The 23,615-nt window shown below is 36.3% G+C and carries 21 protein-coding genes and 1 riboswitch; of the genes, 14 read left to right on the top strand and 7 right to left on the bottom strand.

The genetic code is table 11. The annotated features are described in order from the left end of the window. Positions 1-26: 26 nt before the first annotated feature. The 4 genes from AC3WVA_RS20365 to AC3WVA_RS20350 form a co-directional block, all read right to left on the bottom strand. Positions 27-494: an HXXEE domain-containing protein gene (locus AC3WVA_RS20365; RefSeq protein ID WP_142342020.1), complete on the bottom strand. Its 468-nt coding sequence runs from the start codon at positions 492-494 to the stop codon at positions 27-29. A 61-nt stretch (positions 495-555) separates the two neighbouring features. After that, positions 556-747 carry a DUF3926 domain-containing protein gene (locus AC3WVA_RS20360; RefSeq protein WP_048529409.1) on the bottom strand — a complete coding sequence of 64 codons (192 nt, stop codon included), beginning with the start codon at positions 745-747 and terminating at the stop codon, positions 556-558. Continuing rightward, positions 740-1,921 (bottom strand): ArsA family ATPase, encoded by a 1,182-nt coding sequence (locus tag AC3WVA_RS20355; protein ID WP_492322121.1) that lies wholly within the window; start codon positions 1,919-1,921, stop codon positions 740-742. The genes AC3WVA_RS20360 and AC3WVA_RS20355 overlap by 8 nt, the downstream gene beginning before the upstream one ends. 76 nt (positions 1,922-1,997) lie before the next feature. Further along, the gene (locus AC3WVA_RS20350) at positions 1,998-2,480 is read right to left on the bottom strand and encodes a MarR family winged helix-turn-helix transcriptional regulator (protein WP_098881152.1); all 483 of its coding nucleotides are present in this window, start codon (positions 2,478-2,480) and stop codon (positions 1,998-2,000) included. Positions 2,481-2,711: 231 nt separating this feature from the next. Between AC3WVA_RS20350 and AC3WVA_RS20345 the strand changes: the two genes are divergently transcribed. From AC3WVA_RS20345 to AC3WVA_RS20300, 10 genes are all read left to right on the top strand, one after another. Continuing rightward, the gene (locus AC3WVA_RS20345) at positions 2,712-2,948 is read left to right on the top strand and encodes a YiaA/YiaB family inner membrane protein (protein WP_001254393.1); all 237 of its coding nucleotides are present in this window, start codon (positions 2,712-2,714) and stop codon (positions 2,946-2,948) included. A 141-nt stretch (positions 2,949-3,089) separates the two neighbouring features. Next, positions 3,090-3,380, top strand: a complete 291-nt coding sequence (gatC, locus tag AC3WVA_RS20340; RefSeq protein WP_000086999.1) for an Asp-tRNA(Asn)/Glu-tRNA(Gln) amidotransferase subunit GatC — start codon at positions 3,090-3,092, stop codon at positions 3,378-3,380. 15 nt (positions 3,381-3,395) lie between these two features. Next, positions 3,396-4,853 (top strand): Asp-tRNA(Asn)/Glu-tRNA(Gln) amidotransferase subunit GatA, encoded by a 1,458-nt coding sequence (gatA, locus tag AC3WVA_RS20335; RefSeq protein ID WP_098881153.1) that lies wholly within the window; start codon positions 3,396-3,398, stop codon positions 4,851-4,853. A 14-nt stretch (positions 4,854-4,867) separates the two neighbouring features. Continuing rightward, positions 4,868-6,295, top strand: coding sequence for an Asp-tRNA(Asn)/Glu-tRNA(Gln) amidotransferase subunit GatB (gene gatB / locus AC3WVA_RS20330; RefSeq protein ID WP_001047685.1), 1,428 nt, complete (start codon positions 4,868-4,870; stop codon positions 6,293-6,295). A 471-nt stretch (positions 6,296-6,766) separates the two neighbouring features. Further along, on the top strand, positions 6,767-7,672 hold the full coding sequence (locus tag AC3WVA_RS20325; protein ID WP_000977671.1) for a diacylglycerol kinase: 906 nt from the start codon (positions 6,767-6,769) through the stop codon (positions 7,670-7,672). A gap of 137 nt (positions 7,673-7,809) precedes the next feature. After that, positions 7,810-8,556: an HAD family hydrolase gene (locus AC3WVA_RS20320; protein ID WP_098881154.1), complete on the top strand. Its 747-nt coding sequence runs from the start codon at positions 7,810-7,812 to the stop codon at positions 8,554-8,556. Positions 8,557-8,710: 154 nt separating this feature from the next. Next, positions 8,711-10,075: a 4-aminobutyrate--2-oxoglutarate transaminase gene (gabT, locus tag AC3WVA_RS20315; protein ID WP_098881155.1), complete on the top strand. Its 1,365-nt coding sequence runs from the start codon at positions 8,711-8,713 to the stop codon at positions 10,073-10,075. Between the two features lie 117 nt (positions 10,076-10,192). Then, complete coding sequence (locus tag AC3WVA_RS20310) at positions 10,193-11,560, top strand: sigma-54 interaction domain-containing protein (protein WP_195756148.1); 1,368 nt, start codon at positions 10,193-10,195, stop codon at positions 11,558-11,560. Further along, positions 11,553-13,004, top strand: a complete 1,452-nt coding sequence (gene gabD, locus AC3WVA_RS20305) for an NADP-dependent succinate-semialdehyde dehydrogenase (RefSeq protein WP_341013840.1) — start codon at positions 11,553-11,555, stop codon at positions 13,002-13,004. Before AC3WVA_RS20310 ends, gabD begins: the two co-directional genes overlap by 8 nt. Before the next feature lie 48 nt (positions 13,005-13,052). Continuing rightward, entirely contained in the window at positions 13,053-13,376 is a 324-nt protein-coding gene (locus AC3WVA_RS20300; protein WP_097840589.1) for a DMT family transporter, read from the top strand. Between the two features lie 40 nt (positions 13,377-13,416). Here AC3WVA_RS20300 and AC3WVA_RS20295 read toward each other — a convergent pair whose 3' ends face one another. Both AC3WVA_RS20295 and AC3WVA_RS20290 read right to left on the bottom strand, forming a co-directional pair. After that, positions 13,417-14,646 carry an aminopeptidase gene (locus AC3WVA_RS20295; protein ID WP_071757783.1) on the bottom strand — a complete coding sequence of 410 codons (1,230 nt, stop codon included), beginning with the start codon at positions 14,644-14,646 and terminating at the stop codon, positions 13,417-13,419. A gap of 116 nt (positions 14,647-14,762) precedes the next feature. Next, complete coding sequence (locus tag AC3WVA_RS20290; protein ID WP_098347381.1) at positions 14,763-15,845, bottom strand: polysaccharide deacetylase family protein; 1,083 nt, start codon at positions 15,843-15,845, stop codon at positions 14,763-14,765. A gap of 537 nt (positions 15,846-16,382) precedes the next feature. Here AC3WVA_RS20290 and AC3WVA_RS20285 point away from each other — a divergent pair. After that, the gene (locus tag AC3WVA_RS20285) at positions 16,383-17,090 is read left to right on the top strand and encodes a hypothetical protein (protein WP_492322120.1); all 708 of its coding nucleotides are present in this window, start codon (positions 16,383-16,385) and stop codon (positions 17,088-17,090) included. Positions 17,091-17,136: 46 nt separating this feature from the next. Here the strand turns inward: AC3WVA_RS20285 and AC3WVA_RS20280 are convergent, their stop codons facing one another. Beyond that, positions 17,137-18,333: a NupC/NupG family nucleoside CNT transporter gene (locus tag AC3WVA_RS20280; RefSeq protein ID WP_048529387.1), complete on the bottom strand. Its 1,197-nt coding sequence runs from the start codon at positions 18,331-18,333 to the stop codon at positions 17,137-17,139. A 203-nt stretch (positions 18,334-18,536) separates the two neighbouring features. Then, a riboswitch (purine riboswitch) is annotated at positions 18,537-18,638 on the bottom strand. A 121-nt stretch (positions 18,639-18,759) separates the two neighbouring features. Between AC3WVA_RS20280 and rlmD the strand changes: the two genes are divergently transcribed. The 3 genes from rlmD to AC3WVA_RS20265 all read left to right on the top strand — a co-directional run bounded on the left by rlmD (position 18,760) and on the right by AC3WVA_RS20265 (position 23,556). Then, the gene (gene rlmD, locus AC3WVA_RS20275; protein WP_048529384.1) at positions 18,760-20,136 is read left to right on the top strand and encodes a 23S rRNA (uracil(1939)-C(5))-methyltransferase RlmD; all 1,377 of its coding nucleotides are present in this window, start codon (positions 18,760-18,762) and stop codon (positions 20,134-20,136) included. 96 nt (positions 20,137-20,232) lie between these two features. Further along, a complete protein-coding gene (locus tag AC3WVA_RS20270) occupies positions 20,233-21,222 on the top strand; it encodes a tRNA dihydrouridine synthase (RefSeq protein WP_098521210.1) in 990 nt (329 codons plus the stop codon). A gap of 315 nt (positions 21,223-21,537) precedes the next feature. Next, complete coding sequence (locus tag AC3WVA_RS20265; RefSeq protein ID WP_098347383.1) at positions 21,538-23,556, top strand: ATP-binding protein; 2,019 nt, start codon at positions 21,538-21,540, stop codon at positions 23,554-23,556. The last annotated feature ends 59 nt before the right edge of the window (positions 23,557-23,615 follow it).

The following is a 23,615-nucleotide window of genomic DNA, read 5'->3' as shown; positions in this document are numbered from 1 at the left end:
TGGTGAGGGCTGATTAAAGTTTCACTTTATGAATGAAAATAGCTAGCAAATAGTAAGGTAATCCAAATTATAATAGGATAAGAAAATAAGCTGAAAACGAGTGTAATTACAAATTTTTTTTGATAAATTAAGTGTTTTTGGGATGAAAAAAAGAAAATCGAAAATATGAAAATGAAAGCTGCCGATATTACGCCAGGGTTATAGGAACGGTAAATGAAAAACAAAATAATATGTTGAACGGAGTTGAAGAATATAGCCCCTTGTATAAAAATAACCCAGTATATAGAAGACAAGAAGTTTAGTTGATATAGAAAGACGATAAGTAAGACAAAGATTGTTAATGCGGAAATGGCAATGAAAAATTGTTGGCTTGTTATAAAATGAATTGAAAATTGATTAGCAAGATATTGTGGCATTTGGAAAGATTCTTCTAGGTTATGAATGAAAAATAACAAGGGAATAATCCAAAACATAATAGTGGAATGTTTTTTCAACAACTTAGATCACTCCAATATGGAGATAGAAAGCCTACAAAGGCCCTCTATCCAGAGATGTTCATTCAATTATGATACTTTTTAAATTATCTTCATGATGCTCTTGTTCTTGCGGATAAGCAGCTAGCTCCTCTTGTAAAATATTTAGCATTTGCTTAGCTGATTGCTGGATTGGTGTAGGTAACTCTTCTAATATATGCATACCGACTTTTATTTTTGTACGAATTACCTTCCTTAGTAGTTCCTCACGCATGTACTACACCTCCAAACCGAATGTTTAGTACATCATCTTCGAATTTTGCTCCTTGAATAGAAAGGTGTGTTAACGTTTTTGGTAATGTGATGTTTCGTTTAACAGAACCAGCACGAATGATAAGCTCATCACCTTTTTGATTTAATGCAAGTTCATTTTTGTTAGAGAAGGGAATGGACAGAACGAAAATATATTCATCGCCATCTTTTTTTACATATTGAGTGCGACCGTTAAATTTTACTTCAGTAGGAAAATGATCAGTTTTAAATAAAGCATCTCCTACGCGTTCTAACATAGGTAAACCAACAACTTCTTGTTCAAACATTGGGGCTTCGTAAATAGGAAGTGGATCAAAACTATCTTGAATTAATGTTTTATATTTCTTTTGGGTATCTTTCCATGCTTGAAAATAAGGATCGGTGACAGTTTTAGGAATGACACGATTGATCATAATGGCATCTACGTTATAATCGTATAAATTTAAATACGTAAAGCTGCGCTGTGCTTCTTTAATGACCATTTTTTCAGGATTTACAACGATGCGGATACTTGTTACGTCTCGGTTTGATAAAATATCTCTCATTTTTCCGAGCTGCTCAAGTGTATTCGTTAATTCGTCCATAATATCATCGGTTGGAAGGGGGACACCAAGAAGTGGTTGAGCTACAGGGCGAACAACTTTTAAAACTTTTCTTTTAATAGGAAAGAGTTTTTCCATCCACCAGCCGAGCATGTCTGGAAAGCTGAGCATTGCTAATGTTTCTCCTGTTGGAGCACAATCAATGATAATAACGTCATATGTGTTTTGTTTATAATAATCGAGTACGCGAAGTAAACTAATTAAATCTTCCATTCCAGGAAACATCGTTAACTCTTCGGTTGTAATATCATCTGCTGCTTTGGAAGTGAAGAGTAGTGTAATATATTTCTGTAACTTTCCCCAGCCTTTTTCCATCTCATAAATTGTATTAATTTCTTGTGCCCACAAATTTTCACGAATTTCTAGTGGCTCAGAAGATAACTTTATACCAAATGAATCTCCTAAACTATGAGCTGGATCTGTACTCATTACTAAAGTTTTTAATCCTTGTTTTGCGCTTTGAAGTGCAGTTGCTGCTGAAATGCTAGTTTTTCCTACGCCGCCTTTACCTGTATACAAAATAATTCTCATCATTCATATCCCCTTTGTTTCGAGTATCAAATATTACGAGTGTCGAAATATTTGATTGAATAAAAACCCAGATAGGGTTTTATTCAATCGGAATGTTTTTCATTTTAGGTGTAGAAACCTTTTCTTCAGTTTTTTGCTGTGACGTAGCAATGTGATTCATGATCTTTTGGAATATTTGTAGTAAGAATGCTTTTTCTTCTTCTGATAATGCTTCTGTCACTAGGTTAAAGTAATGGGCTGCATTTTGTTGTACTTCTTGAACGAGCATTACACCGTTTTCTGTTAAACGAATTAATACAATGCGTCGGTCGTTTTCATCACGGTACCTTTCGATATATCCCTTTTTTACAAGGCGATTTACAACACCTGTCGTTGTACTCATCGGTATATCAAGAAGGTCAGAGATTTTCGTCATTGTAATATCTGTATTTCGCTCCATCCAAAGTAAACAAAATACTTCTGTTTTAGAAAGTGTTAAATCTAGGCTTACCCATTCTTCAGGATAGAAAAGTTTCTTGGCGTTATCTAGCAGTAAGTCTAAAAAATGTTCATATTGCAACAATTAATTCCACTCCCGTATATTTCGAGGTTCGTAATATTTATTTTTATTTTATGTAGAATAGAAATAATTGTCAATGGTTTTGATTGTTTTTTCAGATTAGACAGAAAACTATCTTTTAAATAGTATTCTTTTATGATAGATTTATAAATATAAAACTAGAATTTACATAAAAATCCATCATGGTAAATATACTTATCTATAATGGGTATACAGCTAACGAGGGGGAGAACGATGAGAAGACGAAATACGCAAGCGTTCACGTTTTTAGCATGGACTTCATTTGTTTGCGCGCTTTCAGGTATGCTAATTGGAATTTATACGTTAGATGAAACGCTTAGTGTAAAAGGATATTACTTAATTGGAACATTATTTTTAACGATGTCTTGTTTTGTATTACAAAAAACAATTCGTGATAATGAAGAAGATAACGAGAGATTTCCGAAAAATAAACCGTTAGATAAAGAGTAAATCGTAAAGAAAGGCGTTTGCCTTTCTTTTTTTATGTAAAAATACCGTAAGTGCCGTGTGTTGACTTGCTTGAAGTACTGAAAATTTGGTATCATCAATAGTATTGTAGATTGAACGATATATTATGGAGGTGGCCTAGCCGTGTCAAGAATTTCCGTTGAGAATGTAAAGCACGTAGCACATTTAGCACGTCTTGCAATTACTGATCAAGAAGCAGAAAAATTTCAAAAACAACTAGATGCAATTGTTACATTTGCAGAACAGTTAAATGAATTAGATACAACAGATGTAAAACCAACAACTCATGTATTAACTATGAAAAATGTTATGCGTGAAGATGTACCAGAAAAAGGTTTACCAGTTGAAGAAGTATTAAAAAATGCACCGGATCACAAAGATAATCAAATCCGTGTTCCAGCAGTATTAGAATAGAGGAGGGGAATTTCGATGTCATTATTTGATCATTCAGTATCAGAGTTACATAAGAAGTTAAACAACAAAGAAATTTCCGTTACGGATTTAGTAGAAGAATCTTACAAACGTATTGCGGATGTTGAAGATAACGTAAAAGCTTTTCTTACATTAGATGAAGAAAATGCACGCGCAAAAGCGAAAGAATTAGATGCAAAAATCGACGCTGAAGATAATGGTTTATTATTCGGTATGCCAATTGGTGTAAAAGATAACATTGTAACTAACGGTCTTCGTACAACTTGTGCGAGCAAAATATTAGCAAACTTCGATCCAATTTATGATGCGACAGTTGTGCAAAAGCTAAAAGCTGCTGACACAATTACAATCGGTAAATTAAACATGGACGAGTTCGCAATGGGTTCTTCAAATGAAAACTCAGGTTTCTATGCTACGAAAAATCCATGGAACTTAGATTACGTTCCAGGCGGATCTAGTGGTGGTTCTGCAGCAGCAGTAGCAGCAGGAGAAGTACTATTCTCTCTAGGTTCTGATACGGGTGGTTCTATCCGTCAGCCAGCGGCATACTGCGGCGTTGTAGGTTTAAAACCAACTTACGGACGCGTATCTCGTTACGGATTAGTAGCATTCGCATCTTCACTTGACCAAATCGGACCGATTACACGTACAGTAGAAGACAATGCATACTTATTACAAGCTATTTCAGGTATTGACCGTATGGATGCAACTTCTGCTAACGTTGAAGTAGGAAACTACTTAGCTGGTTTAACAGGCGACGTTAAAGGTTTACGCATTGCTGTACCGAAAGAATACTTAGGAGAAGGTGTTGGCGAAGAAGCTCGTGAGTCAGTACTAGCTGCTTTAAAAGTATTAGAAGGTATGGGCGCAACTTGGGAGGAAGTCTCTCTTCCACACTCTAAATACGCTCTAGCAACGTATTACTTATTATCTTCTTCTGAAGCATCTGCTAACCTTTCACGCTTTGATGGCGTACGTTACGGTGTTCGTTCTGATAATGTAAATAACTTATTAGACCTATACAAAAACACACGTAGCGAAGGTTTCGGTGATGAAGTAAAACGTCGTATTATGCTTGGTACATTTGCACTTAGCTCTGGTTACTATGATGCATATTACAAAAAGGCACAACAAGTACGTACATTAATTAAAAACGACTTTGAAAATGTATTTGCTAACTACGATGTTATTATTGGACCAACAACGCCAACTCCGGCATTTAAAGTGGGCGAAAAAGTTGATGATCCAATGACAATGTATGCAAATGATATTTTAACAATCCCAGTAAACTTAGCGGGTGTTCCAGCGATTTCCGTTCCATGTGGGTTCGGTGCTAACAACATGCCACTTGGTCTACAAATCATTGGTAAACACTTCGATGAAGCGACAATTTACCGCGTTGCACATGCGTTTGAGCAAGCAACAGACTATCATACAAAAAAAGCAAGTCTGTAAGGAGGCGAGCATAGATGAATTTAGAAACAATTATTGGTTTAGAGGTTCACGTTGAGTTAAAAACAAATTCGAAAATTTTCTCTGCGAGTCCAACAGAATTCGGAGCGGAGCCAAATACACAAACAAGTGTAATTGACCTAGGATACCCAGGGGTACTTCCTACTTTAAATAAAGAAGCAGTTAACTTTGCAATGAAAGCTGCAATGGCATTAAACTGTGAAATCGCAACGGAAACGAAGTTCGACCGTAAAAACTATTTCTACCCAGATAATCCGAAAGCTTACCAAATTTCTCAATTTGATAAGCCAATTGGTGAAAATGGCTGGATTGAAATCGAAGTAGACGGTAAAAAGAAACGTATCGGTATTACACGTCTTCATTTAGAAGAAGATGCTGGTAAATCAACGCATACAGCTGATGGTTCATTAGTAGACTACAACCGTCAAGGTATGCCTTTAATCGAGATCGTATCTGAGCCAGATATGCGTACGCCAGAAGAAGCATATGCATACTTAGAGAAGTTAAAATCAATCATTCAATACACTGGTGTATCTGATTGTAAGATGGAAGAAGGTTCTTTACGTTGTGATGCGAACATTTCCCTTCGTCCAGTTGGACAAGAGAAGTTCGGTACAAAAGCGGAACTGAAAAACTTAAACTCATTCACTTACGTACAAAAAGGTCTTGAGCATGAGCAAGTGCGCCAAGAAAAAGAATTGTTATCTGGTGGTATCATTCAACAAGAAACACGTCGTTATGATGAAGCAACGAAGAAAACAATCTTAATGCGTGTGAAAGAAGGATCTGACGATTACCGTTACTTCCCAGAGCCAGACTTAGTTGAACTTTACATCGACGATGAGTGGAAAGAAGCAGTTCGAGCTTCTATTCCAGAACTTCCAGATGCGCGTAAAGCTCGCTACGTTGCAGAATTAGGCTTACCAGCTTACGATGCACACGTATTAACATTAACGAAAGAAATGTCTGATTTCTTCGAAGCAACTGTTGCAGACGGTGCTGATGCGAAATTAACATCAAACTGGTTAATGGGTGAAGTACTTGCATACTTAAACAAACAACAAAAAGAATTAAAAGACGTTGCATTAACGCCTGCTGGTTTATCTAAAATGGTTCAATTAATTGAAAAAGGTACAATTTCTTCTAAAATCGCGAAGAAAGTATTTAATGAATTAATTGAAAAAGGTGGAGACCCAGAAGAAATCGTTAAAGCGAAAGGTCTTGTTCAAATTTCTGACGAGGGTACACTTCGTAAAGTTGTAACAGAAATTCTTGATAATAATGAGCAATCTATCGAAGACTTTAAAAACGGTAAAGACCGTGCAATTGGCTTCTTAGTTGGTCAAATTATGAAAGCTACAAAAGGACAAGCAAATCCACCGCTTGTTAACAAAATCTTACTTGAAGAGATTAATAAGCGATAATAATAGTAACTTGTAAAGATTAAGCAGAAAAACACCCGTACATGGGTGTTTTTCTAGGTTAATCAAACGTTTGTTTAAATGAGAGAAAATCATTTAAACAAACGTTTGATTAACTGTCAAAAGTGGAAAAATGTTTGTATAGCAACTATGGTATGATAGTTGCAAAAAGGTGGGAATAATGATAAATCTAGACATAGAGGTTTTTTTTCATCTCATGAAATAATAGATAATTATTATTCTTTATATGTAAATTGTTACGAGGAAATAGATGGACATAAATTTTTTGTCAAATAAAACAAAACCATCGAAATGAATATTTATTTTTGATGGGCTACACGAATCGGGTTCTTACTGCCTGTTTGAGCGAGATAAAAAAAGGATAGGAAGATGAGAGGAGGTAGGCATGGGAATACTGAATAAAAGTTCGGTATGTTCTTTTTTAATACATAAAGAAATTTCCTGTGCTAATAAATGATGAAGCGAGCAAGAATTATTTATAATCCTACTTCTGGGCGTGAGCTATTTAAGAAGAGTTTACCAGAAGTATTACAAAAATTAGAACAAGCTGGATATGAAGCGTCTTGTCATGCGACAACGGGTCCTGGAGACGCAACTGTGGCGGCGAGGCAAGCTGCGGATCGTAAATTTGATGTTGTTATCGCAGCTGGTGGTGACGGCACGTTAAATGAAGTGGTGAACGGTTTAGTGGGGCATGAGCATCGTCCGAAATTTGGAATTATTCCCGTTGGAACGACTAATGACTTTGCACGTGCAATCGGTGTACCGCGTTCTATTGAAGAGGCAGCAGATATTATTTGTGAAGGAAAAACTGTACCATTAGACCTTGGTAGAGCAAACGATACATATTTTATTAATATCGCTGGTGGCGGTCGTATTACAGAATTAACATATGAAGTACCGAGTAAGCTAAAGACAGTATTAGGACAACTTGCTTACTATTTAAAAGGTATCGAAATGTTACCGTCATTACATCCAACATATGTGGAAATTGAGTATGATGGAAAATTACTACAAGAAGAAATTACGATGTTTTTAATTACGAATACTCGTTCAGTAGGCGGCTTTGAAAAGGTAGCACCATATGCATCAATTAACGATGGCTTATTTGATTTATTAGTGCTGAAAAAAGGGTCTATCGCTGACTTAATTAAAGCAGCAACACAAGCGCAGCGTGGTGAACATATTAACAATCCAAAAGTACTATACACACAAGCAAATCGAATTAAAGTGCATTCACCAGATAAACTAATGATTAATTTAGATGGTGAATACGGTGGAGATGCACCGATGGAATTCGAAAATATATATCATTGTCTCGAACTATTTGTTCCTGAACATCAAGAGGATGCCCTGTAAAGGCATCCTTTTTATTATGTAGAGGAATTGTAAATTGGAAGTTAGTTTGATTTTTATGGTATTTTTACAATTCGTTTATTTTATATCCATACTTTATTGATACACTGGAGGAGATAAGAAACGAGAGGTAGGATGCTATGGAGAAGGTAAAAGCAATATTATTTGATAAAGATGGGACATTAATGGATTTTCATTCAATTTGGATAAAAGTAGCTGAAGAACTTGTGGCGGAATGTATAAATTTATATGAACTGCCAAAGTCAATGCAGCCTACTTTACTAAAAGAAATTGGTGTGGATGGGGCATTTGTTCATCCTCGTAGCGCAATAGCGGCAGGAACAAGCCTCGATGTAGCAAAGGGGCTTTGTAAGTATATTACGTCATCTAAGGAAGAGGAGATGCATGAGTGGGTAAGTGAAAAGTTATTTTCTCTTATGTATGAGCATCGTTCCTATATGAAAATGACGGCGGATTTACCGAGAATTTTACAAGGTTTAAAGGATAGAGGATTTATTTTAGGTGTTGTTACAGCTGATGATTTTGCACCGACAGAATTGTTTTTAAAACAGTATCAATTAGAGTCTTTTTTTGATTATGTTGTAGCTTCAGATACGTTTCCAGCACAAAAACCAGATAAAAGAATTATAGAATCGTTTTGTGAGAAGTTTCATTTAGAAGCATGTGAAGTAGCCGTCGTTGGAGATACACCAACTGATTTATATTTAGCGAGAAATGGCGGCAATTGCTATGCAATTGGAGTACTATCTGGTACAGGAGATCGTCAAACATTAGAACCACTTGCTGATTTAGTGGTACAATCTGTTGGGGAGTTTATTTCTCATTCGGGTGAGTTCATTTGGGAACAAGGAAAGTCTAATGTGTAAGAAAAATAAGTCTATAAAGACTCTTGATGAGTCTTTATAGACTTATTTTTTATGTCGACATAGAAGGTATGTAGGATGAATGCTGGAAAAGAATGTTGGCATACATTTTGCAATGAAAAGAGAAAACAATGTAAAGAAAAGGATGGGGTACGTAATGAACACAAAAAAATTTGCTAAAGTAAATGAACAAATTCCTGGACCGAAAGCAGCGTCTTTATTAGAACGCCGCCAAAATATAGTACCAAAAGGAGTAAGTAACGGCATCCCAACGTTTGTACAATCTGCAAATGGTGCTCTTGTGACAGATGTTGATGGCAATCAGTATATTGATTTCGCAGGAGCAATTGGAACAATTAACGTAGGACATTGTCATCCAGCTGTGAAAGAAGCGCTTCATAAACAAGTAGATCAATACATTCATACTGGATTTAATGTCATGATGTATGAGCCATATATTGAATTAGCAGAAAAACTTGCGGCATTAGCGCCAGGAAGTTTTGATAAGCAAGTACTATTTTTAAATAGTGGTGCAGAAGCAGTTGAGAATGCGGTGAAAATCGCTCGTAAATATACAAAAAGACCTGGTATTATTGCATTTTCTAAAGGTTTCCACGGACGTACACTAATGACAATGACGATGACAAGTAAAGTAAAACCATATAAATTTGGATTTGGCCCATTTGCACCGGAAGTATATAAAGCGCCATTCCCGTACGAATATCGTCGCCCAGAAGGACTAACTGAAGAGCAGTACGATGACTTTATAATTGAAGAGTTTAAGAATTTCTTCATATCAGAAGTAGCACCAGAAACAATTGCAGCCGTTGTCATGGAACCTGTTCAAGGTGAAGGTGGATTTATCGTTCCAAGTAAGAAGTTTGTGCAAGCAGTACGCAATATTTGTTCAGAACACGGCATCTTATTTGTAGCGGATGAAATTCAAACAGGATTTAGCCGTACAGGAAAGTATTTTGCTATTGATCATTATGATGTCGTTCCAGATTTAATTACGGTATCTAAATCATTAGGTGCTGGTGTACCGATTAGTGGTGTTATTGGGCGTAAGGAAATTATGAATGAGTCTGCACCAGGAGAGCTTGGTGGAACGTATGCAGGAAGCCCACTAGGATGTGCGGCAGCATTAGCAGTACTTGATGTAATAGAAAAAGAGAATTTAAATGATAGAGCGATAGAATTAGGAAAAGTCGTAATGAATCGATTTGAAGAGATGAAAAATAAATATAATTGCATCGGTGATGTGCGTGGTTTAGGGGCAATGTGTGCATTCGAGGTCGTTCAAGACCGTAAGACGAAAGCACCTGATAAAACATTAACAGCTAATTTGTGCGCAGAAGCAAACAAACGCGGATTACTTCTACTATCAGCAGGGACATACGGCAATGTTATTCGTGTGCTCATGCCATTAGTAATTACAGATGAGCAACTTGAAGAAGGATTAACAATCATTGAAGAGTCATTGCAAGTCTGTTATGAGAAGGCAAATACTGCTCGCGTTTAAAAGTTAAATAATAAATCGCAAACATTCTAGCTGACTCTATATAAAATGCAGAAAATTCACTTTATAATAAAGGTAGGGAAGTGAATCGATGGATTTTGGAAGTTAGGGGTGGCTAGGATGGTTGCAGAAAAGGAACGAGTGTTAATGGATTTACAAGATGTATTTGAATATGCGTTTGACGAAATTTTTGTGACTGACGAAAAGGGAATCGTTGTGCGTGTAAATAGTACATGTGAAAGGCACTATCAATTAGCTGCTAAAGAGTTAGTAGGTAAGCATGTAAAAGAGTTGCAGAAGGATGGTATCTTTTATCCATCGGCAACGTTAGAGGTAATTGAAAAAAAGAGGCCGATTGAACTCGTCCAAACGACAAAATCAGGAGAGTATTTACACGTTCGTACAAGGCCTGTTTTTGATGATGAGGGAAATTTAAGAAGAGTGATTAGTTACTCTCGTGATCTTACAGAGCTCTATCAATTACGTCAAAAGGTAGAGGAAATGGATAATCAGTTAAAAACATATAAAAAAGAATTAAGAGAAACATATGAACATGAAGGACTTATTTTTAAAAGTATCGCTATGCAAAAAATAGTCGAGACAATTAAAAAAGTATCTGTAGTAGATAGTACTGTTCTCGTTTTAGGTGAGACAGGAGTAGGGAAGAGTCGATTAGTACGTCATTTACATGAAGTGAGTAACCGGAAGAATGAAAGTTTCTATGAAATTAACTGTGCGGCATTGCCAACAAATTTAATTGAATCAGAGCTTTTTGGATACTCAGGTGGATCTTTTACAGGTGCGAATCGTGAAGGAAAAAAGGGACTATTAGAATCCTCGCATAAAGGAACTCTTTTCTTAGATGAAATTGGCGAAATGCCGCTTGAAATTCAAGCGAAGCTTTTGCAAGTGTTACAGGAGAAGACATTTCGGCCTATTGGCGGAAGAGAATTAAAAAAGGTGGATGTCAGAATTGTAGCAGCCACAAATAGAGATTTAAGTATGATGGTGAAACAAGGAACATTCAGGAAAGATTTATATTATCGTCTGAATGTCATTCCAATTGTAATTCCACCACTCAGGGAAAGAACTGAAGACATTTTACCGCTCATTTATCATTATTTACAGCACTTTAATGAGAAATATGGCCGGAATGTAAAATTAGCACCTAGCACATTGCAAATGTTTGTTGGTTACCCGTGGGAAGGAAATAATAGAGAAATTGAAAATGTGATTGAACGAATTGTTATAACTGCTGATGATATCGTGACGATAGAAGATTTCCCGATAGCGATGCAAGAATCAACGGTTGAACAGTCCGGTCAAAGTCTCTATAAAATGTTAGAAGAAGTAGAACGGAATATTATTTTGAAAGCATATAAAACATATGGATCGAGCTATAAAGTAGCGGAGTTTTTAAAAATAAGTCAATCTGCTGCCACGAGGAAAATAAAGAAACTTATAGAGGAGGAAGAAAACATTGGATAAAAAAGCGACGTTTGTAAGCGTAGAGAAAAAGGCGATGTATATAAATGGTGAGTGGATTACATTGCAAGAACAAATCGAAGTAAATAATCCAGCAACGAAGGAAATATTTGCGACGGTACCAAAGGGCGGGGTAACAGAGGCAAAGCAAGCTGTTGATGCTGCCCATGAAGCTTTTAAATCATGGTCTAAGTTAACAGCAGCAGATCGTGCAATGAAGTTAAAAAAATGGTTCACACTTATTGATGAAAATAAAGAAGAGATTGCAGCGATTATGACGAGAGAACAAGGAAAGCCATTTGCAGAAGCGCTTGGTGAAGTGAATTATGCAAATAGTTTTGTTGAATGGTATGCAGAAGAAGGAAAACGCGTATACGGTGAAATGATTCCTGCTTCTCATCCGAATAAACGTATTTTAGTTATGAAGCAACCTGTTGGGGTTATGGCAGCTATTACACCTTGGAACTTCCCGGCCGCTATGATTACGAGAAAGGTAGCACCGGCGCTTGCAGCAGGATGTACGGCAGTTGTAAAACCTGCAAGTCAAACGCCGTTAACTGCGCTTAAATTGGCTGAATTAGCTCATGAAGCGGACATTCCAAAAGGTGTAATAAATATTGTAACAGGTAGTGCGAAAGCAATTGCGGATACGTGGATGGAAGATGGACGTGTTCGAAAGGTTTCCTTCACAGGATCAACGGAAATTGGGAAGGAATTAATGGCCAGTGCTGCACAAACGATGAAAAAGGTTTCACTTGAGTTAGGTGGTCACGCGCCGTTTATTGTTATGAACGATGCGGACTTAGATAAAGCGGTAGATGCGGTAATTGGTTCGAAATTCCGTAACGCAGGACAAACGTGTATATGTACAAATCGAGTATTCGTTCAAGAAGAAGTATACGAAGTATTTGCAGAGAAGTTCCAAAAGGCAGTAGGGCAGTTGAAAGTAGGAGACGGTTTCGGTGACGGAACGACTGTAGGACCACTTATTGACGAGCATGCAGTTTCGAAAGTACAGGAACATATCGAAGATGCTATTAAACAAGGTGGAACAGTTTTATATGGTGGCCAAAAGGTTGCAGAGCTAGACGGACACTTTATGCAACCAACTGTAATTGGATTAGCAAATGATACGATGCTTTGTATGAATGAAGAAACATTCGGACCAGTTGCACCAGTTGCGAAATTTAAAACAGTGCAAGAAGTAATTGAACGTGCAAATCATACACCATATGGATTGGCTGCTTATATTTTCACAAAAGACATTAGTCAAGCATTCCAAATTAGCGAAGCGTTAGAGTACGGAATTATCGGTTTAAATGATGGACTTCCATCGGTTGCACAAGCGCCGTTCGGTGGCTTTAAAGAGAGTGGTATTGGCCGTGAAGGAGGCCATTTCGGTATCGAGGAATATTTAGAAATTAAATATATTTCATTAGGGCTATAAGGTAGTATACTAGAATCTCTATAAGGTAACAGAGAAGGAGAGTCTAGTATGATATATTGGCTATTATTACTCGTAACAATTATTTTTGAAGTAGCTGGAACAATTGCGATGAAATTATCGAATGGTTTAACAAAGCTCGTTCCAAGTATACTTATTTTCGTATTTTATGGAATTTGTTTCAGCGTATTTGCCATCGTTGTCAAAAAAATTCATTTAAGTATCGCTTATGCCATTTGGTCTGGTGTAGGAACATTACTTATTACAATCATTAGCGTGTATTTTTTTAAAGAGCACATTAGCTTATTCCAAGCGTTTTGTATTCTCTTTATCGTTTTAGGAGTAATTGGACTTAAGGTTTCATCGGCATCATAAAAGGCTATCTTCCGGTGTGGAAGATAGCCTTTTATTTGTATTAAAATGCCCAGTTACCTTTACGGAAGATTGGTTCATGTCTTCCATCATCTGTAATACCGTCGATATCAAGCTCGGCTGATCCGATCATGAAGTCGTTATGTGTAATACTAGTGTTTGCTCCGTTTTCAGCAAGCTCTTCTTTAGACATTGTTTTTCCGCCAACTAAATTGAAAGCATAAGCACTTCCGATTGCAAGGTGGCAAGATGCGTTTTCATCAAATAGCGTATTGTAGAATAAAATATTTGTGTTTGAAATTGGTGAGTCATGAGGTACTAAAGCCACTTCACCTAAGAAGTGAGAACCTTCATCTGTTTCTACTAAATGTTTTAAAGCCTCTTCACCAGTTTCAGCTTTATAGTCTACGATACGCCCGTTTTCAAATGTTAACGTGAAGTTATCGATAATGTTACCTGCAAATGCTAACGGTTTTGTACTAGATACTTGACCGTTTACACCTGTTTTAAGCGGCATTGTAAATACTTCTTCAGTTGGAATGTTCGCCATAAATGGTACGTTCTTTTCATTTAAGCTACCAGCACCAGCCCATACATGCTTTTCTGGAAGTTCAATCGTTAAATCTGTTCCAGGACCTGTATAGTGAAGAGCTTTATAATGTTTTTCATTTAAGTAATCAACTTTTGTATGTAACGTTTTATCGTGTTCTTTCCATGCTTCCACAGGATTTTCTAAATCAGCACGAGTAGCTTTGAAAATAGCATCCCATAGTTTTGCTTCTCGTTCTTCTGGTGCAACGTCAGGGAATACTTTCGCAGCCCATTCTTTCGTAGGGACAGAAATGACACACCAGCTTACTTTATCAGCTTGTACGTAATCACGGTATACTTTCATTGCTTCACCAGCTACTTTATGAGCTGTTGCGATACGCGTTGCTTCTACACCTTTTAATAAATCCGGGTTTTCTGCGTAAATAGACATAAATGCAGCGCCTTCTTTTGCTAATTCTTCACGAGCGTGTGCTTTCCAAGATGGGAACTCAGCGAATGCTTCTTCAGGAGCTAGATCGAACTTTAAGCGTGTTAACGTCTCATCATTCCAATCCACATATACGTGTTTTGCACCAGATTTATATGCTTTTTCTGTAACGAGGCGTACAAATTGTACAGCTTCAAGAGGTGCACTAATTGATAGTGTTTGTCCTGGTTGAATATTAACACCAACATTGACTGCAAGGGCAGCATATTTCTCTAACGTTTGTTCAAATGACATATGTATAATCTCCTTTAATTTGAAAGATTTCTTACTATATATAATACAAGAAAATTCAAAAAATATATATAAATATAGCATAAAAAGAGAGCTCAAAATATATTGAGCTCTCATCATTATTTAATCGAAGAAGCAAATTGTTCTACAGTCGTAGAATTGTGTATGCGAACACGCTTCATTTTTAATAATTCATCGGGTTCACCTTTTGTAATGAATTTTCCGGGTTTTGTTGTCGTCGCAAATTGATAATATTTCTTCGTTTCTGCAACGACTTTATCATCTACATGACCGAATGGATAAGCAACTGCAATAACAGGCTTACCTGTTATTTTCTCTAGCTTTTCCTTTGATTCTTTTAATTCTTTTTCATAGTTTGTAATTTTCGGCAAGTCTGCATGTGTTGCAGTATGGGATTGCATAGAGAAAATGCCGGAATCGACCATTTCTTTTATGTCAGATGTAGACAGTGATCCTTCTACATCAACGTTATCAACAATCATATATTCTGTTGCTGTAGGTTTAAACGTATCGTCTTTTAGCTTTTGTAAAACATGAAATGCATTCATATTATTTTTCATACCGTCATCAAATGTAACGAAGATAGGTTTATTTACTTTATTAATATCGCCCCAACGTTCGAAAGTTAGTAACGTATAGCCGTTGTCCTTTAAATATTTCATTTGTGCTTCAAAGTTAGCAGGTGATACGAATAAATCTTTAATGCCTTGTCCGTGATAATCATCGATTGCATGATACATAAGAACGGGAACCTTTTGCTCGAAAGTAATAGTAGATTTTGTGAGCGGAATGGTTTTCCCATCTTCTTTTATTCCCGTTGCTTCGATTTGGAACTCACCGCGTTTTCCTTCAAATTCTTTTATGTCAAAAGGAAGTGAAAATTGCTTTTCCCTTTCTTTTGAAGATAAGGATTTAGCAGTTTCCTTTCCGTCAGCAGTTCGCCAAATTTTATATTGTACCTCAGTTAAAGTATCTTTTATATCTGCCATGTGAATAGTAGTGTTAGTAGATTCATATGTAATTGGGTTATAAGAAATTTTCCCTTGTTCTTGTACGGTCACTTCTTGTTTCTTAGTCTCTTGAACCTTTTTCTCTTTTTTAGGCTCTTGACTTACATTGCTAGTAGTACAACCTGCTAGAATAGCAGATGTGCATAAAGCGATTGCTGCGTATTTTTTCATAAAATCACCTTCTATTGTGTATTATGTTGCATTCTTACATTTAAAATCCCCACCGCTGTAAGAGAGGTGGGGATATACCCTTGTTCATCATAGCATTTGAAGAATATGAGGGGAATATGATTTTTAGGAGGAGCTATTAGAGCGATAGATTAATGACTTTGAATAGATGTATTTTTTTGTTTCTTATTAGAATTAATTATAATATAACCTACTACAAAGATAAGAGGAATAATGAATACATAGATAGGCATTCCCCATATATAATAGCTTTTCAAGGTTAAGACTAGTAAATGTAAGAAATCAAAAAGGGCGTGAATTTTCATAAGGTCCTCCAATAAGTTTTTTTACAAATTATAACATTTAAAGTTTGTTATTTGTATAATTTGGAAAGTGATTTAAGCTAATTTTAAAGTAAGAAGACTTATTAATGTACAATTTTGCATATGGATAACGAATTTATTGTTATATAATTATTTTATAATATAGTAAGAACGCTATAAAATTAAGTAAGAATGATGTACGGAGTGGAGAACAGAAATGAAATATAAAAAAATAATATATATCTTTTTCATATCGCTATTTATAGTTGGTTGTCAAAGTGAAGTGAGTAGAGCGAATAGTGTGGAAGAGTATATACCATCGCATTTTATGAATGCGGAAGTGACGGCGGATATTATGACACTTGAGATGGATCGAGATACACGTGAAAAAGTAGAGGTTATTACTAAAAAGATGAGTGATCATGTGAAGAAGGATAAAGAGTGGTACATAAACTACATATCAGGGCATACAGATAAACAGGTGAAGCCGTATCATCCTAACTTTGGTATTACAGAAGAAGAATATAACTTTTTTAGGAACGCTGTTGAGAATAGTAGTTTATCTAATACAAGTGATGGAAAGCTTCAATTTAAGCAAAAAAGTAATCATGAAATAGAAATTGTTTCAAGTAGAAACCTAGAACTATTCCAGCATCTAGTAATTGATACAGAGAAGAATATAATAAAAACTTCTTTTGGAGAATGTCAGTATGTTGGAGAAATAAAGCCATCTTCAGAAAAAAGAATATTAGGTCGAGTAAATGGAAAACGATGGATGTTACAGAAAGAAAATTTAATCTATTTATTCTCCTTAGGAAAGCTTGAAGGAGAAGATAAATCTGTTATGGTTATTTCAGTAAAAGGCATACACGAAGGAAAACTTATTAGTAAAGAGGAAGTAGTTGAATTCCGTTCGGTTTCATAAAGAATCAAAAAAATCACCTTACTCGTTAAAGTAAGGTGACTTTTTATTAAATAAACAATCCAGCAATTGTTGCAGATAAAATAGAAGCAAGTGTTGATGCAAATAGCATTTTCCAACCAAATTTAGAAACGATGCTTCCTTGTTTTTCAGAAAGGGCACGGATTGTACCTACAATCGCACCAATTTGGCTAATACTTGCGAAGCTAATTAAGAATACTGTAACGATTCCAACTGTACGTGGAGATAATGTTGCTGCAACATCTTTTAAATCAAGAATTGCTACAAACTCGTTTAATACAATCTTTGTACCCATAATACCACCAGCTGGAATAATATCTTGAGTTGGAATACCCATTAAGAATGCGAATGGGGCAAGTATATAACCGAAGATTTGTTGTAACGTAACAGCATATCCCATTGCACCTGAAGCTGCACTAATTACGTAGTTTACAACTTCCATCACACCGATGAAGGCGATCATTAATGCGGCAACGATACCAGCTACTTTTAAACCATCAAGCGCACCGTTAATCATTGCACCGATAAAGCTGTCACCGAATAAAGTTCTATCAAATTTTTGAATCACTTCATCTTCTTTCTTCGTATCAACTGGTGTTAATAGCGAACAGACGATTAAGCTTGAGAATAAGTTTAGCGGAAGAGCTGCTAGTACATATTTCGCATCTAACATCATTACGTATGATGCTGTAACAGAAGCAGAAACTGAGCTCATCGCAGAACAACAAATGATAAACATACGGTTTTTATTGAAATGTTGTAAATCATTTTTAATAACGATTAACGCTTCACTTGAACCGAAGAATACAGAGTTTACTGCGTGGAATGATTCAACACGTGGTAAACCAGTAATTTTTGAGATGGCACCGCCGACAACGCGAACGATGAATGGTAAAACACCTAAGTAACTAAAGATAGAAAGTAGTGCTGAGAAAAATACGATAATTAATAGTACGTTTAAGAAAAAGACAAAATCTCTTTGAATTCCATTAAAGAGAAAATCGACACCTGTCGTACCAAGTTTAATTAGTTTGTTGAAAACTTTACCAATGAAAATAATGATTTGTTGACCAATCTTTGTGCCAAACATAAACCAACCGATTAAAATTTGAAAACCAATCATAATAGCAATTGCACGGAAGTTGATTTTACTTTTGTTGTTTGACAAAGCAAAGCATAAACCTAAAACGACAAGAATACCGATAATGCTCATTACATATTGCATGTAGTTGCCCCTTTCAGAAGTTCGTATAAAGTTTGTACATAAAACGCTCGTTATATTACTAAAAATAAAACAAAGAGGTTTTATGTCATACGTAAGATGTCTGACCTTTTAGAAAAATAAAAATAAAAAAAAGACCCATATGGATTCACTTTCATCTATGAGAGAAAGCTAATCAATATGAGTCCTTTTTTGCACATAGGCTAATATTCATTAGTTTTCCCCATAGTCCAGCAATTTAAGGTTGCCGGGTAGAAACTCTCGATCCATATTATCGAGTATATATGAGGTAACATCGTCCGTATTAAATTAGTAGTAGCGTAACATTAACAGAGAACTATCGTCAATAGCTTTTTTTCTTCCGATAGAAATAGACCATATAAGTATGATAAAATGTAACGCAGTGTTATGAAAAAGAGAGGTCGGAAAATGAGTACAAAAATGACGCCACCAGTTGAGAAAAACGAGTTTATAGATGTAGTATTTGAAGATTTAACACATGATGGTGCCGGTGTTGCGAAAGTAAAAGGCTATCCTATTTTCGTTAAAAACGGATTACCAGGTGAAGAAGCACAAATTAAAATTATTAAAGTGAAGAAAAACTTCGCATTCGGTCGTTTAATGAAGCTTCATACAGAGAGCCCGTACCGTAAAGATGCAGAATGCCCGGTGTACAATCAGTGCGGCGGTTGTCAACTTCAGCACTTAACATATGAAGGACAATTACAAGCGAAAGAAAAACAAGTACGTGACGTTATGCAACGCATTGGCGGACTAAGTGATGTTCCTGTTCATCCTGTACTTGGCATGAAAAATCCGTGGGTATACCGTAACAAAGCACAAGTACCAATTGGAGAGCGTGAAGGTGGACTTGTAGCTGGTTTCTATCGCCAAGGAACACATGACATTATTAATATGGAATCATGTTTAATTCAGGCAGAAGAAAACGATACATTAATTCAAGAAGTAAAACGTATTTGTGAAAAACATGGTATTTCGGCATACAACGAAGAGCGTAACAAAGGAACACTTCGTCACGTAATGGCGCGTTACGGACAAGTAACAGGGGAAATTATGCTTGTCTTCATTACTCGTACAGCAGAACTGCCAAACAAAAAAGCAATTATTGAAGAAATTGCTGCGAAATTCCCTGAAGTAAAATCGATTGTTCAAAACGTAAACACGAAACGTACAAACGTAATCTTCGGAGACACAACGACAGTACTGTACGGATCAGAATATATTTATGACTTTATCGGTGACATTAAATTTGCGATTTCAGCACGTTCATTCTATCAAGTAAACCCAGAACAAACGAAAGTGCTGTACGATAAAACGTTAGAATACGCAAAATTAGATGGTAACGAAACAGTAATTGATGCTTATTGCGGAATTGGATCAATCTCCTTATTCCTAGCACAAAAAGCGAAAAAAGTGTACGGCGTTGAAATCGTCCCAGAAGCAATCGAAGACGCAAACCGAAACGCAGCACTAAACAACATGACTAACGCTGAATTTGGCGTAGGAGAAGCAGAAGTAGTCATTCCAAAATGGTACAAAGAAGGCGTAATCGCTGACACAATGGTCGTAGATCCACCGCGTAAAGGTTGTGATGAGGCACTACTAAACACAATCATCGACATGAAACCAAAACGCGTCGTATACGTATCATGTAACCCAGCAACATTAGCACGTGACTTAAAAGTACTAGAAGAAGGCGGGTATAAAACGCAGGAAGTACAACCTGTTGATATGTTCCCGCATACGACTCATGTAGAGTGTGTAGCTTGGCTGAAGTTGGTATAATAGGAAAGCAGTTGATATAGGAAAATCTATACCATCTGCTTTTTGGTTTATTGAGAGTTTGAAATTGTATTCATAGTGAGAGGATTTGAATTTGAAATGATAGATAATTTTTGGCGTGATTTACCACGACCATTTTTCGTACTTGCACCAATGGAAGATGTAACGGACGTTGTGTTCCGTCATGTAGTAAGTGAAGCTGGTCGCCCAGACGTATTCTTCACAGAGTTCACAAACTCGGATAGTTATTGTCATCCAGAAGGTATGAAAAGTGTACGTGGCCGTTTAATTTTTACAGAAGATGAACAACCAATCGTGGCGCATATTTGGGGAGATAATCCTGAATATTTCCGTCAAATGAGTATTGGTATGGCAGAGTTAGGATTTAAAGGCATCGATATTAATATGGGTTGCCCTGTACCAAACGTAGCATCAAGAGGAAAAGGTAGTGGCCTTATTCTACGTCCAGATGTTGCGGCAGAACTTATTCAAGCAGCAAAAGCAGGCGGACTACCTGTCAGCGTAAAAACAAGACTTGGCTTTAAAGAGTTAAGTGAGTGGGAAGATTGGTTAACGCACATTTTCAAACAAGATATCGCGAACCTTTCTATTCACTTACGTACAAGAGAAGAAATGAGCCAAGTGGATGCGCACTGGGAGCTAATTCCGGAAATTAAAAAATTACGTGATCGTATTGCACCAAATACGCTCCTAACAATAAATGGTGACATCCCTGACCGTAAAACCGGGCTGGAACTTGCTGAAAAATACGGCATTGATGGCGTCATGATTGGACGAGGAATCTTTAAAAATCCATTTGCTTTCGAAAAAGAACCAAGAGAGCATAGCAGTAAAGAACATTTAGATCTTTTAAGACTACAACTTGATCTTCAAGATCAATATGCAGAAGTATTACCACGCTCTATCACAGGACTACATCGCTTCTTCAAAATTTATGTAAAAGGCTTCCCTGGGGCTGCTGAACTACGAAATCAATTGATGAGCACGAAGTCGACTGATGAAGTACGTGTATTGCTTGATAAGTTTGAGGCGAGTGCTAGTGAGACCCAGGGTAGTGAAACGGTGTAACTTTTGAAAGTTAGAGGGATGGAGTGTAGTAATTTTATTAGTGTAAGGTGAACCGTATCAGAAGTAAGTGAGGTATTCTATATAAAACAAGGGTAAGAAAAGAATACAGGAAAAAATGGTAGGTTGATCTTGATCTTCACTGATATTAGCATGTTTATTTTATCCCGCTATTTGTGGGCAGTAAAACTCCCACCTCAAAATTCTGCTAGTGCAAAGAGGTTAGGTTGGATTCAGGCTGATAATAAGTGGGGGGATGAATCACCCCTCACTTATTAAAGTTGCACTTTATTACGCCTATAATTGGAGGCTATGCAAATGTTAAGTGATCAGACGAGATATTCTAGGCTCGCGAATATAACCAAAATAATAAATACAAAATTAGAATTACGTGAAGTATTACAGCGTGTAACCATGGCGATATCAGAGGAGATTGTTAGGTGTGACGCTGTTGGAATTTATTTACCTGAAGAAGATGGAACATTTAGAGGGTTTGCAGGAAAACCAGAGACCATAAATGGCGTAACGCTCGATACTCAAGTAATTGATCCTGAAGTAGACTTACTGGCAAAAGAAGTTATTGAGACTAAAAAAACCATCTATATTCCTGATACCTCAAAGGATCATCGACCGGATCCGAGACCAGTCGATGCGTTCAAAATTAAGTCTTTATTAGCTCTGCCTATCTCATTTGGGCAAGAGTTATTTGGTCTTGTTTTTTTATTTGATTATGGAGTTCCAATGAACTTAACAGATTCAGAAATTCAAAGTGTTGAAGCTTATGTAAACATGGCGGCGGTCGCCATTCAAAACGCAAAAAATTTAACCCAAAAAGAAAATCTTATTGCCGAGAAGCAGCTGTTACTAAATGTTACCCGTGATTTATCAATGTGTTCCTCAATACAGGAGAGTTTTGATAAATGCTTTTTTTACTTAGGACAGATTTTAGAGAGTAAAAACATGGCTGCCCACCTTTTAGATCCGCTAGACAAAACAACGATTAAAACAACGAAGTTAAGCTCGGGCTGTGATTGGATAGAAGCAGATTGGATGGAGAAAAGCTATGAAGCCAAGATTCAAGAGATTATTCGAACAAAACATATAGATAGTAAGTGTTTACTGATGATTCCATTGGTTTCAATGGGAGAAGTATTAGGGGTAATCGTCGTTGGCAAAGAGGAAAAAACTCCTAATTACGATGATTCCCGAATTCAACTGGCAAAATCTATCGTTGATGCCACAGCTCCTACGTTTTCAAACTTGTTATATATGGATCAACTTGAAAGCATGGTGGAAGAACGAACGAGAGAACTAGCTGCTGCTAATGAAAAAGTCACAAGTGTGATTGAAAGTATTACGGATGGATTCTTGACTTTGAATAATAAATGGGAATTTACGTATGTAAATAAACATCAACATTTCCCACAAAGAAAAACAGCAAAAGACGTATTAGGTAAGAATATATGGGAGGTCTTCCCAAGTAGCGTAGATACAGTTATATATAAGGAGCTTCATCGTGTAATGTCAGAGCGAACTACAGTTCATTTTGAATTTTTTTCTACCTTTGATGAATATTGGCATGAAGTTATTGCATATCCGTATGATGATGGCATTTGTTGTATTTGTAAAAACATAACAGAAAAAAAGCAATATGAACAGGAATTGAAAAGGTTATCCAACATAGAGTTAATAGGGCAAATGGCAGCAGGTATCAGCCACGAGATTAGAAATCCAATGACAACAGTACGAGGATTTTTGCAGTTATTAAAAGAAGAGAACAACTATGAGAAACATAATAACTACTTTAATTTAATGGTTGAAGAACTTGACCGTGCCAATTCTATTATTACTGAATTTCTCTCAATAGGTAATACAAAGAAATCAGATTTGCAGATGTTAGATTTAAACTCAATTATCCACGATATTATTCCTTTAATAAAGATAGATACGCATAATCAAAATAAATATATTCAAGTCGATACAAATGACGTTCCAGCATTACTTTTAAATCGTAATGAGATACGGCAATTATTAATGAACCTATATCGTAATGGCTTAGAAGCGATGAGTACAGGGAAAAATCTAACCATTAGCACCTATAAGGAAGGGCAAAATTGTGTGGTGCTTGCAGTGCGGGATGAAGGGAAAGGTATCAGCCCTGAAGTATTAGAGAAACTGGGGACTCCATTTTACACAACCAAAGATAATGGAACTGGATTGGGATTAGGCGTATGTTATGCCATTGCTACCCGTCATAATGCAAAAATAGAAATTCAAACAGGATCGGAAGGCACTACCTTTTTTGTTAAATTTAATTATGAAAATAATAAAAAATAATCTTATTTAGATTAGTTACGGTAAACTGTATTACAAATAAAAAGTTAAAAATAATCAAC

It is taken from the genome of Bacillus sp. EB106-04-02-XG92, assembly GCF_058791995.1.
The sequence above is the reverse complement of the archived record's forward strand: the minus strand, read 5'-3'. Positions and strand labels throughout refer to the sequence as shown.

What these genes read in the sequence shown, in the direction of transcription:
- AC3WVA_RS20360 (WP_048529409.1), bottom strand. Translation starts at nt 747, where the DNA reads ATGCGTGAGGAACTACTAAGGAAGGTAATTCGTACAAAAATAAAAGTC.
- AC3WVA_RS20355 (WP_492322121.1), bottom strand. Translation starts at nt 1,921, where the DNA reads ATGATGAGAATTATTTTGTATACAGGTAAAGGCGGCGTAGGAAAAACT.
- AC3WVA_RS20345 (WP_001254393.1), top strand. Translation starts at nt 2,712, where the DNA reads ATGAGAAGACGAAATACGCAAGCGTTCACGTTTTTAGCATGGACTTCA.
- gatA (WP_098881153.1), top strand. Translation starts at nt 3,396, where the DNA reads ATGTCATTATTTGATCATTCAGTATCAGAGTTACATAAGAAGTTAAAC.
- gatB (WP_001047685.1), top strand. Translation starts at nt 4,868, where the DNA reads ATGAATTTAGAAACAATTATTGGTTTAGAGGTTCACGTTGAGTTAAAA.
- AC3WVA_RS20325 (WP_000977671.1), top strand. Translation starts at nt 6,767, where the DNA reads ATGATGAAGCGAGCAAGAATTATTTATAATCCTACTTCTGGGCGTGAG.
- AC3WVA_RS20320 (WP_098881154.1), top strand. Translation starts at nt 7,810, where the DNA reads ATGGAGAAGGTAAAAGCAATATTATTTGATAAAGATGGGACATTAATG.
- gabT (WP_098881155.1), top strand. Translation starts at nt 8,711, where the DNA reads ATGAACACAAAAAAATTTGCTAAAGTAAATGAACAAATTCCTGGACCG.
- AC3WVA_RS20310 (WP_195756148.1), top strand. Translation starts at nt 10,193, where the DNA reads ATGGTTGCAGAAAAGGAACGAGTGTTAATGGATTTACAAGATGTATTT.
- AC3WVA_RS20300 (WP_097840589.1), top strand. Translation starts at nt 13,053, where the DNA reads ATGATATATTGGCTATTATTACTCGTAACAATTATTTTTGAAGTAGCT.
- AC3WVA_RS20295 (WP_071757783.1), bottom strand. Translation starts at nt 14,646, where the DNA reads ATGTCATTTGAACAAACGTTAGAGAAATATGCTGCCCTTGCAGTCAAT.
- AC3WVA_RS20290 (WP_098347381.1), bottom strand. Translation starts at nt 15,845, where the DNA reads ATGAAAAAATACGCAGCAATCGCTTTATGCACATCTGCTATTCTAGCA.
- AC3WVA_RS20285 (WP_492322120.1), top strand. Translation starts at nt 16,383, where the DNA reads ATGAAATATAAAAAAATAATATATATCTTTTTCATATCGCTATTTATA.
- AC3WVA_RS20280 (WP_048529387.1), bottom strand. Translation starts at nt 18,333, where the DNA reads ATGCAATATGTAATGAGCATTATCGGTATTCTTGTCGTTTTAGGTTTA.
- rlmD (WP_048529384.1), top strand. Translation starts at nt 18,760, where the DNA reads ATGAGTACAAAAATGACGCCACCAGTTGAGAAAAACGAGTTTATAGAT.
- AC3WVA_RS20270 (WP_098521210.1), top strand. Translation starts at nt 20,233, where the DNA reads ATGATAGATAATTTTTGGCGTGATTTACCACGACCATTTTTCGTACTT.
- AC3WVA_RS20265 (WP_098347383.1), top strand. Translation starts at nt 21,538, where the DNA reads ATGTTAAGTGATCAGACGAGATATTCTAGGCTCGCGAATATAACCAAA.